This window comes from Mesorhizobium sp. M1396 (assembly GCF_040317725.1).
Lineage (GTDB): Bacteria > Pseudomonadota > Alphaproteobacteria > Rhizobiales > Rhizobiaceae > Mesorhizobium.
The window spans coordinates 118,828-133,540 of the sequence record NZ_JAMYLA010000016.1; the positions used below are offsets into that span (position 1 = coordinate 118,828).

Below are 14,713 nucleotides of genomic sequence, written 5' to 3' on the forward strand. Positions count from 1 at the left end.
TCAGGCTCCGGTGCGGGCGTCGATGCGCATCAGCATGTAGCGGGCAATGGCAAGGATCAGGAAGGTGATGACGAACAGGATCAGGCCGAGCGCCACCAGCGAAGACGTGTAGAGGTCGCCGACGGCTTCGGTGAATTCATTGGCGATGGTCGCGGAGATCGTCGTTGCCGGCGCGAACAGCGAGGTCGAGATGCGGTGCGCGTTGCCGATGACGAAGGTCACCGCCATGGTTTCGCCCAGCGCGCGGCCAAGGCCGAGCATGACGCCGCCCATGATACCGATCCTTGTGTAGGGAATGACGACGCGGCGGGTCACTTCCCAGGTCGTGCAGCCGATGCCGTAGGCGGATTCCTTCAGCACCGGCGGCACCGTGTCGAAGACGTCCTTGGTGATCGAGGTGATGAAGGGCAGCACCATGATGGCCAGGATCAGCGACGAGGTCAGCAGGCCGATGCCATAGGGCGGACCGGCAAACAGGCTGCCGAGGCCGGGAATGCCGTGGAACACGCCGATGATGAACGGCTGCACGATCGTCTGCAGGAACGGCGCCAGCACGAACAGACCCCAGATGCCGTAAATGATCGAGGGGATGCCGGCCAGCAGTTCCACCGCCATGCCGATCGGCCGCCGCAACGGGCGTGGGCAAAGCTCGGTGAGAAAGATGGCGATTCCGATGCCGAGCGGCACGGCAATCAGGATGGCGATGGCCGACGTGATGATGGTGCCGTAGATCGGTGCCAGCGCGCCGAACTTCTCCGTCACCGGATTCCAGCTTTCGCTGGTCAGGAAAGAGAAGCCGAAGGTCGACAGGGCTTGCCAGGATCCGGCAAACAGCGAGATCGCGACGCCGCCAAGCAGGACCAGCACCAATATGGCGGCGGCCCGGGTCATCCCGTGGAAGATTGCGTCGGTCAGCGCGAATCGTCTGACGATCGCGTCGCGCGAACCTCGAATGGCTGGCAAGGCTTCCTGGACAGCGCTCATGTGAAGCTCGGCTCTTTGAGTTGAGGAAAAAGGAGCGCCGCGCCGCGGCGCTCCTTCAAATGTTATTACTCGCCTGCGTAGACGGGCTTCCCGTCGGCCTGGATGTCGGCCTTCCAGGAGGTCTTGATCAGGTCGACGACGCTGTCGGGGATCGAGACATAGTCGAGCGCCTTGGCGGTTTCCTTGCCGTCCTTGTAGGCCCAGGCAAAGAACTTCAGCGCTTCGCCGGTGGCGGCGGCATCGTCGGGAACCTTGTGGATCAGCACCCAGGTCGAAGCAGCGATCGGCCAGCTGGTGTCGCCGGGTTCGTTGGTGATGATGACGTTGAAGTTCTTCGCGCCTTTGAAATCGGCATTCGAAGCAGCCGCACCGAAGGATTCGAGCGACGGCTCGACGACCTTGCCGGCGGCATTCACCAGCTTGGAGTAGGAAAGGCTGTTCTGCTTGGCATAGGCATACTCGACGTAGCCGATGCCGCCGTCGGTCTGCTTGACGGTATTGGCAACGCCTTCGCTGCCCTTGGCGCCGACGCCCGTAGGCCATTCGACGGCTGTATCCGAACCGACCTTGTCCTTCCAGTCGGGCGACAGCTTGACCAGATAGTTGGTGAAGTTGAAGGTCGTGCCCGAGCCGTCCGAGCGATGCACGACGGCGATCGCGGTGGACGGCAGGGTCAGGGTCGGGTTCAGCGCCTTGATCGCAGCATCATCCCAGGTGGTGATGGCGCCGAGGTAGATCTGGGCCAGGGTCGCGCCGTCAAGAACCAGTTCGCCCGGCTTGATGCCGGTCAGGTTGACGATCGGCACGATGCCGCCCATCACCATCGGGAACTGCACGAGGCCGTTCTTTTCCAGGTCGGCATCGGACATCGGCTTATCGGTGGCGCCGAAGGTCACGGTCTTGGCGATGACCTGCTTGATGCCGCCGCCCGAACCGATCGACTGGTAATTGAGGCCGACGCCGGTGTCTTTCTTGTAGGTGTCGGCCCATTTGGCGAACACCGGATAGATGAAGGTCGAGCCGGCGCCGGAAAGATCAGCTGCCATTGCCGCGGAAAGGGTGAAAGTGGACGCCGTAGCCATTGCGATCGCAACGGCCGCCGAGCGGATGAAATGTCTCATGTGGCCTGCTCCTGTTCGGAAGATGGTCTCTCGGCGCCATTGCTCTCGGCGCCCGCTGAGGCCAATAGCCTTCGATTATTACAGTCGCATGACAGTTTGATGTCACCCCGGTAACGCATGATCGGGACGAACAAATTGTGGCCTGGCCAGCACTCCCGATGGAGCCCGGCTTTGTCCCCGGAATCAGGGGCTTGCGACGTTTAGGCCCGAGGCTGGCCGGCGATTTGGGATCAGCAGGGCTTTATAAAGAAAAGCCGGACGGGAGCGCGTTGCTCTCGGCCACGGTGTCGTGGCCGGGCCATCGCCGAAAACAGGTCCGTTGGGGTAGGTTGACGCTGTCTCATGCCGGCGGTCGCTGCTCCCGCCCGTAACTGGGAAGAGCGGAATTCGAATACGGCCATTGTCTTGATCAGGCACAGTTTTGATATGGTGCGATCGCGCCATAGTGCTGCGCGCGGGACGCGTCGCGAATCTTTGCTTGGCTTCTCGCGAACCGGTGCGGCGAGAACCCCTTACCCGGCGTTGCGCTGAGCCTGACGGCTGGCGCCGATCCAGCGCTCGACCTTCTCGAGCAGGGCCCTGGGGCTGATCGGCTTGGGCAGATAGTCGTCCATGCCGGCCTCCAGGCAGCGCTCGCGATCGCCTTTCAGCGCATGCGCGGTGACGCCGACGATCGGCACATGCGTGCCGGTTTCTTCCTCCAGCCGACGAATGGCGGCGGTTGCCTCCAGCCCGTTCATCTCCGGCATCGAGACATCCATCAGGATCATGCACGGATTGAGCCGGCCGAAGGCGTCGAGCGCCTTGCGGCCATTGCCGACGATCTCGAAACGAAAACCGGTCTCGCCGAGAATCTGGGTGAACACCATCTGGTTCACCTCATTGTCCTCGGCCACCAGGATATCCAGTCTGTCGCCACCACCGATCGGGGGTAGCCGTGGGCGAATCGAAGGCGGCTGCAGCAGCGCCCGCTGCTCCGACGGCTGTGGCCGCGCTACAGGGACGGTGCCTGCGAGCGGCAGGGCGTCGCCGCCGCTCGTGTTGTGGCGATGCCGCTGGATGGTGGCGACCAGCGTTTCCAGCAGCACCGATGAGCGCGCCGGCTTGATCAGCTGGGCATCGATGCCGAGATCGTGATAGCTGGTGTTGGCGAGCGACTGGTCGACCGAGGTCAGCATGATGATCGGTGTGCCGGCAAGGCCGGCGGTGTTGCGCACGATCCGCGCCATTTCGGCGCCGCTCATCTCAGGCATCTGGTAGTCGAGCACGACGCAATCGACCGGCACGCCATAGGCGGCGGCGGCGATCAGCACCTTGAGGCCCTCGGCGCCGCTTTCGGCCGCGCAGGAATCGAACGTCCACGATGTCATCTGTTCGGTCAGGATGGCCCTGTTGACGGCATTGTCGTCGACGATCAGCACGCGCGCGCCGGTCACGTCGATCGGCATGATGGGTTGCCCGTTCTGCTCTCCGGCCCTCGGTAGCGTCACCGCGAACCAGAAGGTCGAGCCTTTGCCTTCGGCGCTCTCGACACCGATGTCGCCGCCCATCAGCTCGACGAGTCGCGAGGTGATGGCGAGGCCGAGGCCGGTTCCCTCGTGCCGTCGCGTCGATGAGGTGTCGACCTGGCTGAACTTCTCGAACACAAGTTTCAGTTTTTCCTCGGGGATACCTATGCCCGTATCGGTGACCGAGATGGTGAGCTTTGTTCCGGTCGCAACTCTCTCGCCGGTGACATCGACCAGCACATGGCCTTCATCGGTGAATTTCACCGCATTGCCGAGCAGGTTGGTGACGATCTGCCTGATGCGGCCCACATCGCCGACGAACAGGCTCTCGAGACGGGGCTCGATGCGCACGATGAGCTCGAGGTCCTTTTCCTTGGCGCGTGTCGACACCAGCGTCGCCACATCCTCGATCGCCTCGGCAAGATTGAAGGGCGCCGGATCGAGCACCAGCTGACCGGCGTCGATCTTGGAGAAATCCAGGATGTCGTTGATGATGGTGAGCAGCGCGTTGCCCGATTTCACGATGATGTCGGTAAATGTCTTCTGCTTCGGGTCGAGATCCGATTTGGCCAGCAGTTCGGCCATGCCAAGCACGCCGTTCATCGGCGTACGGATCTCGTGGCTCATATTGGCGAGGAATTCCGACTTGGCGCGGTCGGCGAGTATGGCGCGCTGCCGCGCCTCGCGCAGTTCGGCCTCGCGCATCTTCAGCTCGGTGATATCGGTGGTCGATCCGATCAAATAGAGCGAACCGTCGGATGCGATCATCGCGCCCTTGCGGGCGAATTGGTGCCTGACGCTGCCGTCGGCCGCCGTAACGGTCTCTTCGACCTCTTGCGTTTCACCGGTGCGCAGTACCGCAAGGTCGCTGTCGACGAAGGCTTCGCCATCAGGCCCGAAGATCTCGATGTCGGTCTTGCCGATCACCTCGTCCTTGCCGAAGCCGGTGAGATCGCTCCAGCCCTTGTTGACGTAGAACTGCCTGAGGTCGGAGCGCTTGGCGTAGATCGACACAGGTACGTTGTCGATCAGGCTGCGGAACACCTCGTTCTCGCGCATGCTCTCTTCCAGCGCGCGCTCGCGCGCCTTGACGTCGGTGATGTCGGTGCTCGAACCGACCAGATGCACGGATCCGTTCAGCGCCACCAGGCGGCTCTTGCGCGTCATCAATTGCCGAACCGTGCCGTCGCGATGGGTGACGGGTTCCTCGACCTCCTTGACGGCGCCGGTCACCACGACTTGTGCATCGTCATCGCTGTAGCCATCGGCGTCCTGCGCACCGAACAGCTGGCGGTCGGTGCGGCCGATGACATCCTCCTTGCCCAAGCCCGTGATCGCGCACCAGGCCTTGTTGACGAACTCGATGCTCAGGTCCTGCGCCTTGATGAAGGCGGCGACCGGCAATTCGTCCAGCACATGCCGGAACAGATCGATCTGGCGCATCGAGTCGCGCAACGCCGCCTCGCGGCTCTTGATCTCGGAGATGTCGACACGAACACCGATGAAGGTGCCATCGTCGGTGCGCATGTCATAGACCTGATACCAGCGGCCATCGGGGTTGTGACGCTCGTAGGAGGAATTGGGCAAGCGGTAGCGGGCGAGGATCGCATCCAGCCAGCGATCATGGTCGCTGTCGTAGAGCTGGTCGACTTGCGGATCGCCGCTGTTGCGGAAATAGCCGTTCGCATGGCCGAGGACGAGCGCCTCGCGGAATGTGCAGCCGGGCTGCCATGCCGGCTTCAAGGCCGGCAGCGTGTCCTGGATCTTGCGGTTGGCGAAAACGAACCTGTCGTCGCGATCGTAGATGATCACGGCGGCCGGCAAGGATTCCAGCACGCTGGCGAGATGCTTGCGCGCATCCTGCGCCTCGGTCTCGCGGCGCTTCATGTCGGAAATGTCGAACAGGAAACCGGCAACGTAATTGCGGCCGCTGGGCATGCCGACGCGGCTCTTCCTGACGATGCGCGAACGGCTGGCGCCATCGGCCTCGAAATTTTCTTCCACTTCGTACGGGCGTCCGCTGGCAAGCACGTCCCGTTCGCTCTGCTCGAAAAGCGCGACGGCGTTCGTCGGCAGGAAATCGCCGCCGGGTTTGCCGAGCATGGCTTGCGGCGTCTGGCCGAACAAGGCGGCGAACGCCTCGTTGACGAAGACGAAGCGCAGATGGTCGTCCTTGACGAAGATCGGATCCTTGACCGCGTTGATCACCGCTTCCGCCAGTCGCGCTTTCTCCAGCGCGTCGGCAAGGTCGGCCTCGCGGTCCTTCATGTCGGTGACGTCGACATAGGAGATCAGCCGCTTGCCGCCGGCCAGCGGCGCCATCGACGATATCAGCGTGCGGCCGTCATTGCGCGGGAACTGCCGCGATCCGGCGGTGCCGGCCCTGATTTCCGCCTCGCGCTCGGCGATATGCCGCTGCCATGTCGCGTCGTCGGAACCAAACGGGTCGATGTCGCGGCTGGCATCCATCAGATCGCGGAAGCTGCAGCCGATCTCGGCGCGCCGGGCGTCGATCTGCCAGAAATCGTAGAAGGCACGGTTGATGACTTCGGCGCGCATATCGGCGTCGAGGACGAGGACACCGATCGGCATCTGGTCGACCATGATGCGGAGATTGGCGAAGGTCTCGGCGATTTTGGCGTTGGCGTTCTCGATCTCGGCATCGCGATGCTTGATCTCGGTGACCTCATAGTAGGTCAACAGCCGCTTGCCTCCGGACAGCGCCGTCACCGAGAACATCATGGTCCTGCCGTCGGCGTGGAGAAACTCGCGCGGCGCGACGGAGCCGGCGCGAATTTCCTCGATGCGGGTGGCGAGATAGCGCTGCCATTGCTGTTCGTCGATGTCGCCATAGATGCCGTTGCGGCGGTTGAGTTCCATCAACAGGCTGAACGGAGCGCCGACGGTGACAGTGCCGTCCGGAATCCTGGAAAGCTCGCGATAGGCCTTGTTGACGATCAGCGTGTCGAACCTGGCATCGAGAAGCACGACGCCCATGTGCATGGCGTCCATCGTCCGCTCGAGATCGACCAGATGCTGGTCGGGTTCGCCGACCGCCGATGATTCCTGCCTCGGGGTTTGGAAGGCGCCGGCCAGTGCCGTGATGTTGCGGCCGACACCGCGATAACCGGCGAATTTTCCCTCGTCGTCGAACCTTGGAAAGCCCGATGTCAAAACCCGGCGGCAATCGGCGCTACCACCTTTCAGTTCATAGACGAAGTCGCGAAACGGCCGGTGCGCCTGCAGATCCTCCAGATGCGCGGCACCGCTGCGGTCGCCGTTCAGGACCTGGTTGAGGAAGTCGAAGCGGAACCGGCCAAGCACTTTTGCCGGATCGATGCCGGTGGCTGCCTGGTAGTTTTGCGAAAGCCAGGAGAAGCGCAGTTCGGCGTCGGTCTCCCAGACCCAGTCCGCACCGGCTTCGACCAGTTGGCGAAGCGCATGGACCGACCCCCTACCTGTGGCGGACGATGATGTATCGTCGCCATGCATTGTCGATTTGCGAGGCCCGCGCTTGCCGCGCGCGCCGATTGTTTCGTCCGCTTCCGCCATGCCGTCCCCACCCCGAAAACCAAGGCCGAACCCTCCTTCGCGGTTCGTCGGCGGAATGTGCCCGAGAAGCATTAACGATCCGCTAACCATAACGGACTCGTCGGACAAATTGACCGGCACGAGCTGCGTTGTTCCGCCCGGTTGTCGGCGGGACCGAAGCCGCTATATAAGCGCTGGCAGGGGTAATGCTGATGTCTGGACGGATCGTGCCTTTTTTCATGGGGCTGGCGCTGCTTTTGGGCAGCGGCTGCTCGCGCAGTTATGACGGCACCGTCGTCATCCCGAGGCCGCTCGATGTCCGGCGGTTCTGGGACCGGCCACCCCCGAATGTCGACTACGGGCCTTCCGAGGTCGAGAACAGTGCCTTTCCGGTGGCGCCACAACCGCCGAGGCGATTTTCCGACAGCAAAGTCATGACGCATGCCGCGCCGAGACGGCACCAGACGAGGCTGCCCGCGTCAGCCTCTCTATCCGCCCCGGCGAAGCCGCTGGTATGCAGGAACGTCAGCGAACCAGGCAAGAGAGCTCGCATGGTTTGCGACTAGATCGCGGTCAAACGAGAAGCGATCGGCAAAAACTGCCCTCACAGCGAGGCTGCGCCTTTTTTCGGCTGTTTCGCGCCGAGCTTGTCGAGTGCGAGACGAACCTGACGCAAATCGTCCTGCCAGCCGTCATCGTCGTCCATCGGGCTCTCCGAGGCCGCCCGCTGCAGCCCGCGCGCCTCGGATTCGATCTCGCGCAGTTCAGCGATTTTCTGTTCGGTGGTCAGGGAGTCGTCTTCGACGATCTCCAGCACCCGCATTTCCCTGAACGTAGCCATGGCGTTTCTCCTGGCTGATGTCGATCACAACGCCGTGAACGCCTCTCTGTTCCGGATCGCAAGAGGGTTTGCTGCAATAGATTTTGACAGTCGCATGCCTTGAAATTCATCGCGGTATCCGATGGCCGCCGGCAGCTCGGTGTAGCTCTTGCGCGTGTCGAGCGCGGCCATCTGGTCAGTTTCAAGGCTGGCGTCGCTCAGCGTGCGGAGGGCGGCAACGATCGTCGAAGGCCTGCGGCGCGACGAACCCGTGATAATCCGCCGTTGCCGCCGGGCGCCTTTGAAACCTTTGCCCCGTCTTCGGCGTTCAGCGGCCAAGGAGAACGCAGATGTCGATCCACTTCACGGTCTCGGACCTGACAAGAAACCTGTTTCACTCACTGGGACTGGATCACGAGCGCGCGCCTAGACCTCTCAACCCCGAGCAAAGCCTGTTGTTGGAATGCTATCTGGCCGGCCAGGTGCCGGAATCGGCCTGGAACGACTATGTCTTCGAGACGCCCGACCTTGCCCGGCATGCCGAGGCAAGGCGCGGCCACCACTGAGCCGGCGAGCCGTGCGCACGGCTGCGGTACAGTGACTTGCACAGCTTGCGGGCTTACTTCGGAGAGGCGAACTGCAACGTGAACACGTTGCCGGCGATGCCTTGCGCCAGCTTCGGCGAAAAGGTCAGCGGCAGACATTTCCGCAAGGCCGTTGTTGCTGCCTCGACAAACGATTTTTTTGCGTTGGCATCGCCATCCACCTTGATGGCCGTCGGCCTCGGTGCACCGATCAGCGTGCCGTCCCGCCTGAAGCTGAAGCTCAAGGTCACGCTGGCGGTTCCGGCGTCCGCCGGTGGCGTCCAGCATGCCTGGATGGCGGCCCCGACATCGTTCATGGTGTTGAGTTCAGCCGCATTCGAAGGATAAACGGCGCTCGCCAGCATCACGCCCGCAACCGCGACCCGCCTCGCAACGCTTTTCATCGCCAGCCCTCATCTCACGCCTGACCGACAATCCATGCCGGACTGCCGAAATGGATGGTAGGGCCGACGCCGGCAATGACAATATCTCCCGGCAAAGTTGACGCCAAAAAAGCGACACCGGACGCGGCTTGCGTGGCCCGATCGCTGCTCGATCACGCCCGGCGATAGAGCAATTCCAGGAAAAGTGTGAAACGGTTTTCCGTCTCGGAATTGCGTCAAACAAGGAGATGGCGCGCGAAAAGCAAAAAGGCCGGCATGGCGCCGACCTTTCCTATCGCTACGACGTTCTGCGCCAGTACATCCGTGGTCGCGGGCCGAAAGCGAATTACCGGCAGTAGACAGGGCTTTGGTTAACGAGTCCTTAAGCTCAGGCCTTGGCCTGCGACTTCACATAGGCGATGTAGCCGCGCACGTCGCCGGCCGGCTCGCTATACGCCTTGCCGAGCTTCTTCTCGACCGCTGCCACATAGTCCTGCGCCCATTTGGGCAGGACATAGTCGATGACGGCCAGGAATTCGAGCGTCGCCGCCAGGCGGATGTCGGCGATGGACGGGTTCTTGCCGCCGATGAACGGCTTGCCGTCCCTGAAGAAGCTGTGGAAGACCTCCAGCGGCTCGGCGATCGCGGCCATCGCCGCCTTCTGGGCTTCGGACTTCTTGTCTGGATGGGCGTCGCTATGACCGACCTCGCCGGCATATTGCGGAAAACCGAGGAACGGATAGGTGGCGCGCGCCACATAGGGGTAGAGCGTACCGACCAGGTAGAACATGGCGCTGTCGATCATCGCCCGCTTGGCCGGCGCCTTCGGATAGAATTTCTCCAGCCCGTGCTTGTTGGAGAGGTATTGCATGATGGCGCAGCTTTCCCACAACACGCCTCTGGGAAGGCCCTTGTCCTCGATCATCGGCGTCAAATGGGCGGGGTTGCGCGCCATGAATTCCGGCGAGCGGGTGTGGCCCCAGGCATCGGTCTCGGCGGCATCCAGCCCGGCCGCGCGCGCGAATACCCGAACCGTCATGTTGTTGACGCTGGGCTTCAGCATGCTGAGCTTCACGCCAGGCCTCTTCGCCGGCTTCGCCCTGGCCCTAGGCGCGGCTTTTGCCGTCGCCTTCGTGGCGGGCTTGGCGGCTGCTTTGGCCGCGGATTTCTTCGCACTCTTCGTCGCTGTCTTGGCCATGTGTTCCTCCCTCTGGTCTGTTCAGTATGGGTTCTTCGGTGCCCGGTCGTCCGACAAGGTTGCGCGGGAACGCTCGACGAGCGCCTGGATCGCATCGGCGAGGTGCACTTCCGCGATGTTGTAGTCGCCGCGCGCGACACGCAGCGTGTGCGCTTCCATCAGCACGTCCGCATGTGTGAAGCCCGCCGGCGGCTCGAAACGGTAGGACGCCAGTTCGATCAGCAGGCCGAGCGGATCCTCGAAATAGATCGAATCCATGAAGCCGCGATCCTTGACGCCGCTGTGTTTGATGCCGCGCTCGTCGAGCCGTGCGACCGCCTGCAGGAAGGTGACGCGCGACACCGAAAAAGCGATGTGGTGGACGCAACCCGGTTCGGTCGGCGTGCGCCGTTTCTCCGGCGTGCGGCTCTCGTCGGTGAAGATGGTGATCAGCCGGCCGTCGCCCGGATCGAAATAGAGATGGCTTTCGCTCGCCTTGTCGAGGTTCGGCTGCTCGAAGATGAACGGCATGCCGAGCACGCCTTCCCAGAAATCGATCGAGGTCTGGCGCCCGGCGCCGACCAGCGTGATGTGATGGACGCCCTGCGATTGCAGTTTCTGCATTGGCCTTCTCCCCATGGCATCAACTGTCCGCCCGGATCTGCCCGGCACCCCGCGCGCTACGCGCCGCTTGAGCCTCGGAATCCATGAAGGGATGCTAATGCAATCGGCCCCGTCGCGCCAGAAGCGACGAAAGCGGCGACGCAAGGGGGTAAAGCCGAGATCGGTTGGCTGTGTCAGGCACTTGCGCGGCGAGGAAGATACGCGGCACGCCTCGCTACAGGACTTCGGGGAGGCGATGCAGATGGCCGTGGCTAAGATGAAACAGGAGCGCGCAGTCTGCTCGGCTATAGGCGGCGTCGCCAGTACGGCATGTAGCGTGCAGTGCCGGATATTGGCAGGTACACGCTACGCTTTTGGAGGCCGAAGTCGACGAATCCGGCCGGTGGGCCGAACCGAATACCGACTTATGACCCGCTGCTGTTGACCGTAGTGCCTATATTCGTGAACATGCCGTTGAGCGAATTGCCAACCGCGCCGGCGCCGGTGATGATCGCCAGCGCGATAAGAGCCGCGATTAGGCCATACTCGATCGCGGTCGCGCCAGACTCGTCCCGAGCGAAACGGTAGATTATTTTCCGCATTTCAATCTCCTTGGCTAATAAAGGCAACACTAATATACCGCCGCGAGTTGCGGGGCGGTTAAGGTTCTCGGTTGCGAGTCAGTTAATATTTGCCAGAGAAATGAAATGAAGGCTGGGGCCGCGGGTGCCATCGCGGCCTTCAAGGTTGCTGCCACAAGGCGGGCGCCCGGGATGGCGCGATGGCATTCTGCGAATTTGTTGAAATTTCTTGGTACGCCCAAGGGGAATCGAACCCCTGTTCCCGCCGTGAGAGGGCGGTGTCCTGACCGCTAGACGATGGGCGCGTTCAAGAACCGGCGATATAGGCTGACGGCTGGGAAAAAGCAACTGGGGTACGGCCGCTTTACCGCTTCGAGGAAAAGACGGCCGTCAGCCTATCGTTTCGGCTCGATCAGGTCCCAGAGATTGCCGTGCAGGTCGGCGAAAACGGCAACCGTACCGTAGGGCTCGAAGCGCGGCGCTTCGCGGAATTCGACGCCCTTCTCCAGCATCGCTGCGTGGTCGCGGGCAAAATCGTCGGTTTCGAGGAACAGGAAGACCCGGCCGCCGGTCTGGTTGCCGATGCTTTTGCTCTGTGCCTCGTCGGAAGCCTCGGCCAGCAGCAGCCTGGCGCCTTGCCCGTTGGCTGGCGCCATCGTGACCCAGCGCTTGCCGCCGCCGAGATCGACGTCCTCGATGAGCAGAAAGCCCAGCCGATCGACATACCAGTCGATCGCCTCGTCATAGCTGGCGACGACCAGGGCGACGGTCGCGACGCGGCGGTGTTCAGCGAACCCGGTCATGCCTGAGGTTTGCGCATCGTTACTGCCCGCTCATTTGTTGCGGATCGCAAAACGCCCGATCAGGCGGCGCTCGGCGATGTCGTAGACGAAGATCGTGCGGCTGCCGTCGGCAAGCTCGGCATCGATCGAAACACGATTTCCGGACAGCGACTGGCTGACCACCTTGGTGCCGACCGGCAGCACGATATCGCCGCTAACCGGTTCGCCGGCGGGGGTCTGGATCTCGCCAGCCAGCGGCGGGTTCTCAGGAGATGCTTTGCGGGATTTGTAGACAACCGCCGCGATCACCACCATAAGAGCCAGCAAAAGCAGGCCGAGATTGATGGCCATGAAGCGGACGAGCTTGCCACGCACCTTGTCGATCTCGGGGTCGAGCGGCTTTTCTTCGTCTTCGTCGGCAGCGGGCCGGGCCATGGCAAACATTCCGGAACGGTTTTTCAATGAGCGCTCATAGCGAAGAGGCCCCTGAATTGATAGAGGCCGCGCCGACCGTGCTGGTAGCAGGCGCGGATGCGGCCGGTCAGCGCCTCGACCAGTGGCTGGCGGCAAGCCTCGGCCCGGACATGTCGCGCAGCCGCGTGCAGATGCTGATCAGGCAGGGCGCGGTGAGCGTCGACGGCAAACCGGTCGACGAGACCAAGCGCAAGATGGCGCCAGGCGAAAGCGTGTCGGTCGCCATGCCGGAGCCGGAGCCGGCCGAGCCGCAAGGCGAGAACATCGCGCTTGATGTCCTCTATGAGGACGACGAGCTGATCGTCATCAACAAGCCGGCGGGGCTTGTCGTGCATCCCGGCGCCGGCAATTGGACCGGCACGCTGGTCAATGCGCTGATCCATCACTGCGGTGACAGCCTTTCCGGCATCGGCGGCGTGCGCCGGCCGGGCATCGTGCACCGCCTCGACAAGGAGACCAGCGGCGTCATGGTGGTCGCCAAGACCGACCGCGCCCACAAGTCGCTGTCCGAAGCCTTCGCCGATCACGGCCTGACCGGCGATCTCGAACGAGCCTATCTGGCGCTGGTCTGGGGCATACCGCAGAGGCCGACCGGAAAGGTCGATGCGCCGCTCGGCCGCGCCGCCGATCGCGTGCGCCGTGCCGTGGTGCCGGAGGGACGCGACGACGCCCGCCATGCCGTTACCCACTTTGCCGTGCAGGAGCGCTTCGGCGAGACACAGCAGGAATTCGCGACCGCCAGCCTAGTCGAGTGCCGGCTGGAGACCGGCCGAACCCACCAGATCCGCGTCCACATGGCGCATATCGGCCATCCCGTGATCGGCGACCCAGACTATGGCCAGGCCTTCCGCACCAAGGCCAACCGGCTGCCCGAACCGCTGAAAAGCCAGGTCAAGGCTTTTCCTCGACAAGCTTTGCACGCCCGGCTCCTTGCATTTCGCCACCCGAGTACCCATCTAACGATGAGGTTCGAAGCACCTATACCGAGGGATATGGAGGAACTCGTAAGCGGCTTCCGCAAGCTCTGAACCTGGTCCAGAAAACTTGAGCAGCATTGTTCACTTCAACGTGACACACTGTTTCGTGTTGAACAAATGCCTGTCTTTTCTGGGTTTGTTCCTGTATAACAACTGACGTCGCGAGCGAGCCGTTTGGTGCTCGCGTCACATGCCCGCCGCGTTTCGGGGGCATCACTCTAATAGAGAGGGGGCGCTATCATGGCCCAGTCATTACCCAGTATCGTTTCCGGCGAAGGCGGCCTCAGCCGCTACCTGGAAGAAATCCGCCGCTTTCCCATGCTGCAGCCGCAGGAAGAGTATATGCTCGCCAAGCGTTACGCCGAGCATGAAGACACCACCGCTGCGCACAAGCTGGTCACCAGCCACCTCAGGCTCGTCGCCAAGATCGCCATGGGCTATCGCGGCTACGGCCTGCCGATCGGCGAAGTGATCTCGGAAGGCAATGTCGGCCTGATGCAGGCCGTCAAGAAATTCGAACCCGAGCGCGGCTTCCGCCTCGCGACCTATGCCATGTGGTGGATCAAGGCCTCGATCCAGGAGTACATCCTGCGCTCGTGGAGCCTGGTCAAGATGGGCACGACCGCCAATCAGAAGCGCCTGTTCTTCAACCTGCGCAAGGTGAAGGGCAAGATCCAGGCGCTCGACGATGGCGACTTGAAGCCCGACCAGATCGCCGAGATCGCCACCAGGCTGAACGTTTCCGAAGCCGAAGTGGTGTCGATGAACCGCCGCCTGTCGGGCGACGCCTCGCTCAACGCCCCGATCCGGGCGAGCGAAGGTGAGTCCGGCGAATGGCAGGACTGGCTGGTCGACGACCACGAAAGCCAGGAAGAGATGCTGATCGAGCAGGACGAGCTGGAAAACCGGCGCGGCATGCTGTCGGGCGCCCTTGCCGTGCTCAACGAGCGCGAGCGGCGCATCTTCGAGGCCCGACGCCTCGCCGAGGAGCCGCTGACGCTGGAAGAGCTGTCGTCCGAGTTCGACATCAGCCGCGAGCGCGTGCGCCAGATCGAGGTGCGCGCCTTCGAGAAGGTGCAGGATGCCGTCAAGGCCGCCGCCAAGCGCCAGACGCAGGCGCTGCGCACGATCGAGGCGCAGCCGGCGGCGTAGCCGGGATCGGTAATGAAACAAAAAGGCGGCGCCAGG

Annotated in this window: 15 protein-coding genes and 1 tRNA gene; 3 read left to right on the top strand and 13 right to left on the bottom strand. The window is 62.8% G+C overall.

Going from position 1 to position 14,713, the window contains the following annotated elements:
- The 6 genes from pstC to NKH02_RS13265 form a co-directional block, all read right to left on the bottom strand.
- On the bottom strand, nucleotides 1-984 hold the full coding sequence (gene pstC / locus NKH02_RS13240) for a phosphate ABC transporter permease subunit PstC (protein WP_352871899.1): 984 nt from the start codon (nucleotides 982-984) through the stop codon (nucleotides 1-3).
- Nucleotides 985-1,049: 65 nt separating this feature from the next.
- Nucleotides 1,050-2,105, bottom strand: coding sequence for a phosphate ABC transporter substrate-binding protein PstS (pstS, locus tag NKH02_RS13245; protein ID WP_352879241.1), 1,056 nt, complete (start codon nucleotides 2,103-2,105; stop codon nucleotides 1,050-1,052).
- Nucleotides 2,106-2,617: 512 nt separating this feature from the next.
- Nucleotides 2,618-7,165, bottom strand: a complete 4,548-nt coding sequence (locus tag NKH02_RS13250) for a PAS domain-containing protein (RefSeq protein ID WP_352879243.1) — start codon at nucleotides 7,163-7,165, stop codon at nucleotides 2,618-2,620.
- A gap of 334 nt (nucleotides 7,166-7,499) precedes the next feature.
- On the bottom strand, nucleotides 7,500-7,685 hold the full coding sequence (locus NKH02_RS13255) for a hypothetical protein (RefSeq protein ID WP_352879245.1): 186 nt from the start codon (nucleotides 7,683-7,685) through the stop codon (nucleotides 7,500-7,502).
- A 63-nt stretch (nucleotides 7,686-7,748) separates the two neighbouring features.
- On the bottom strand, nucleotides 7,749-7,985 hold the full coding sequence (locus tag NKH02_RS13260) for a hypothetical protein (protein ID WP_352871906.1): 237 nt from the start codon (nucleotides 7,983-7,985) through the stop codon (nucleotides 7,749-7,751).
- Between the two features lie 24 nt (nucleotides 7,986-8,009).
- A complete protein-coding gene (locus NKH02_RS13265; RefSeq protein ID WP_352879247.1) occupies nucleotides 8,010-8,303 on the bottom strand; it encodes a hypothetical protein in 294 nt (97 codons plus the stop codon).
- An 11-nt stretch (nucleotides 8,304-8,314) separates the two neighbouring features.
- Between NKH02_RS13265 and NKH02_RS13270 the strand changes: the two genes are divergently transcribed.
- On the top strand, nucleotides 8,315-8,530 hold the full coding sequence (locus NKH02_RS13270; RefSeq protein ID WP_352871908.1) for a hypothetical protein: 216 nt from the start codon (nucleotides 8,315-8,317) through the stop codon (nucleotides 8,528-8,530).
- A gap of 53 nt (nucleotides 8,531-8,583) precedes the next feature.
- On the opposite strand, the gene tolA is transcribed toward NKH02_RS13270, so the two are convergent.
- From tolA to NKH02_RS13305, 7 genes are all read right to left on the bottom strand, one after another.
- Nucleotides 8,584-8,952 carry a cell envelope integrity protein TolA gene (gene tolA / locus NKH02_RS13275; RefSeq protein ID WP_352879249.1) on the bottom strand — a complete coding sequence of 123 codons (369 nt, stop codon included), beginning with the start codon at nucleotides 8,950-8,952 and terminating at the stop codon, nucleotides 8,584-8,586.
- Between the two features lie 367 nt (nucleotides 8,953-9,319).
- Complete coding sequence (locus NKH02_RS13280; RefSeq protein WP_352879251.1) at nucleotides 9,320-10,129, bottom strand: glutathione S-transferase family protein; 810 nt, start codon at nucleotides 10,127-10,129, stop codon at nucleotides 9,320-9,322.
- 21 nt (nucleotides 10,130-10,150) lie between these two features.
- A complete protein-coding gene (locus tag NKH02_RS13285; RefSeq protein WP_352871915.1) occupies nucleotides 10,151-10,732 on the bottom strand; it encodes a VOC family protein in 582 nt (193 codons plus the stop codon).
- Nucleotides 10,733-11,136: 404 nt separating this feature from the next.
- A complete protein-coding gene (locus tag NKH02_RS13290) occupies nucleotides 11,137-11,313 on the bottom strand; it encodes a Flp family type IVb pilin (RefSeq protein WP_352871918.1) in 177 nt (58 codons plus the stop codon).
- 209 nt (nucleotides 11,314-11,522) lie between these two features.
- Nucleotides 11,523-11,597, bottom strand: a tRNA-Glu gene (locus NKH02_RS13295).
- Nucleotides 11,598-11,687: 90 nt separating this feature from the next.
- Nucleotides 11,688-12,095 (bottom strand): VOC family protein, encoded by a 408-nt coding sequence (locus NKH02_RS13300; protein ID WP_352879253.1) that lies wholly within the window; start codon nucleotides 12,093-12,095, stop codon nucleotides 11,688-11,690.
- A gap of 30 nt (nucleotides 12,096-12,125) precedes the next feature.
- Nucleotides 12,126-12,509, bottom strand: a complete 384-nt coding sequence (locus tag NKH02_RS13305) for a fimbrial protein (protein WP_352879255.1) — start codon at nucleotides 12,507-12,509, stop codon at nucleotides 12,126-12,128.
- A gap of 26 nt (nucleotides 12,510-12,535) precedes the next feature.
- Between NKH02_RS13305 and NKH02_RS13310 the strand changes: the two genes are divergently transcribed.
- Both NKH02_RS13310 and rpoH read left to right on the top strand, forming a co-directional pair.
- On the top strand, nucleotides 12,536-13,576 hold the full coding sequence (locus NKH02_RS13310; protein ID WP_352879256.1) for an RluA family pseudouridine synthase: 1,041 nt from the start codon (nucleotides 12,536-12,538) through the stop codon (nucleotides 13,574-13,576).
- 189 nt (nucleotides 13,577-13,765) lie between these two features.
- On the top strand, nucleotides 13,766-14,677 hold the full coding sequence (rpoH, locus tag NKH02_RS13315) for an RNA polymerase sigma factor RpoH (RefSeq protein WP_023757412.1): 912 nt from the start codon (nucleotides 13,766-13,768) through the stop codon (nucleotides 14,675-14,677).
- Nucleotides 14,678-14,713: the final 36 nt, after the last annotated feature.

Excerpts from the sequence above, each read along its gene's own strand:
- pstC (WP_352871899.1), bottom strand. The coding sequence starts at position 984 with ATGAGCGCTGTCCAGGAAGCCTTGCCAGCCATTCGAGGTTCGCGCGAC.
- pstS (WP_352879241.1), bottom strand. The coding sequence starts at position 2,105 with ATGAGACATTTCATCCGCTCGGCGGCCGTTGCGATCGCAATGGCTACG.
- NKH02_RS13250 (WP_352879243.1), bottom strand. The coding sequence starts at position 7,165 with ATGGCGGAAGCGGACGAAACAATCGGCGCGCGCGGCAAGCGCGGGCCT.
- NKH02_RS13260 (WP_352871906.1), bottom strand. The coding sequence starts at position 7,985 with ATGGCTACGTTCAGGGAAATGCGGGTGCTGGAGATCGTCGAAGACGAC.
- NKH02_RS13270 (WP_352871908.1), top strand. The coding sequence starts at position 8,315 with ATGTCGATCCACTTCACGGTCTCGGACCTGACAAGAAACCTGTTTCAC.
- tolA (WP_352879249.1), bottom strand. The coding sequence starts at position 8,952 with ATGAAAAGCGTTGCGAGGCGGGTCGCGGTTGCGGGCGTGATGCTGGCG.
- NKH02_RS13280 (WP_352879251.1), bottom strand. The coding sequence starts at position 10,129 with ATGGCCAAGACAGCGACGAAGAGTGCGAAGAAATCCGCGGCCAAAGCA.
- NKH02_RS13285 (WP_352871915.1), bottom strand. The coding sequence starts at position 10,732 with ATGCAGAAACTGCAATCGCAGGGCGTCCATCACATCACGCTGGTCGGC.
- NKH02_RS13290 (WP_352871918.1), bottom strand. The coding sequence starts at position 11,313 with ATGCGGAAAATAATCTACCGTTTCGCTCGGGACGAGTCTGGCGCGACC.
- NKH02_RS13300 (WP_352879253.1), bottom strand. The coding sequence starts at position 12,095 with ATGACCGGGTTCGCTGAACACCGCCGCGTCGCGACCGTCGCCCTGGTC.
- NKH02_RS13305 (WP_352879255.1), bottom strand. The coding sequence starts at position 12,509 with ATGGCCCGGCCCGCTGCCGACGAAGACGAAGAAAAGCCGCTCGACCCC.
- NKH02_RS13310 (WP_352879256.1), top strand. The coding sequence starts at position 12,536 with ATGAGCGCTCATAGCGAAGAGGCCCCTGAATTGATAGAGGCCGCGCCG.
- rpoH (WP_023757412.1), top strand. The coding sequence starts at position 13,766 with ATGGCCCAGTCATTACCCAGTATCGTTTCCGGCGAAGGCGGCCTCAGC.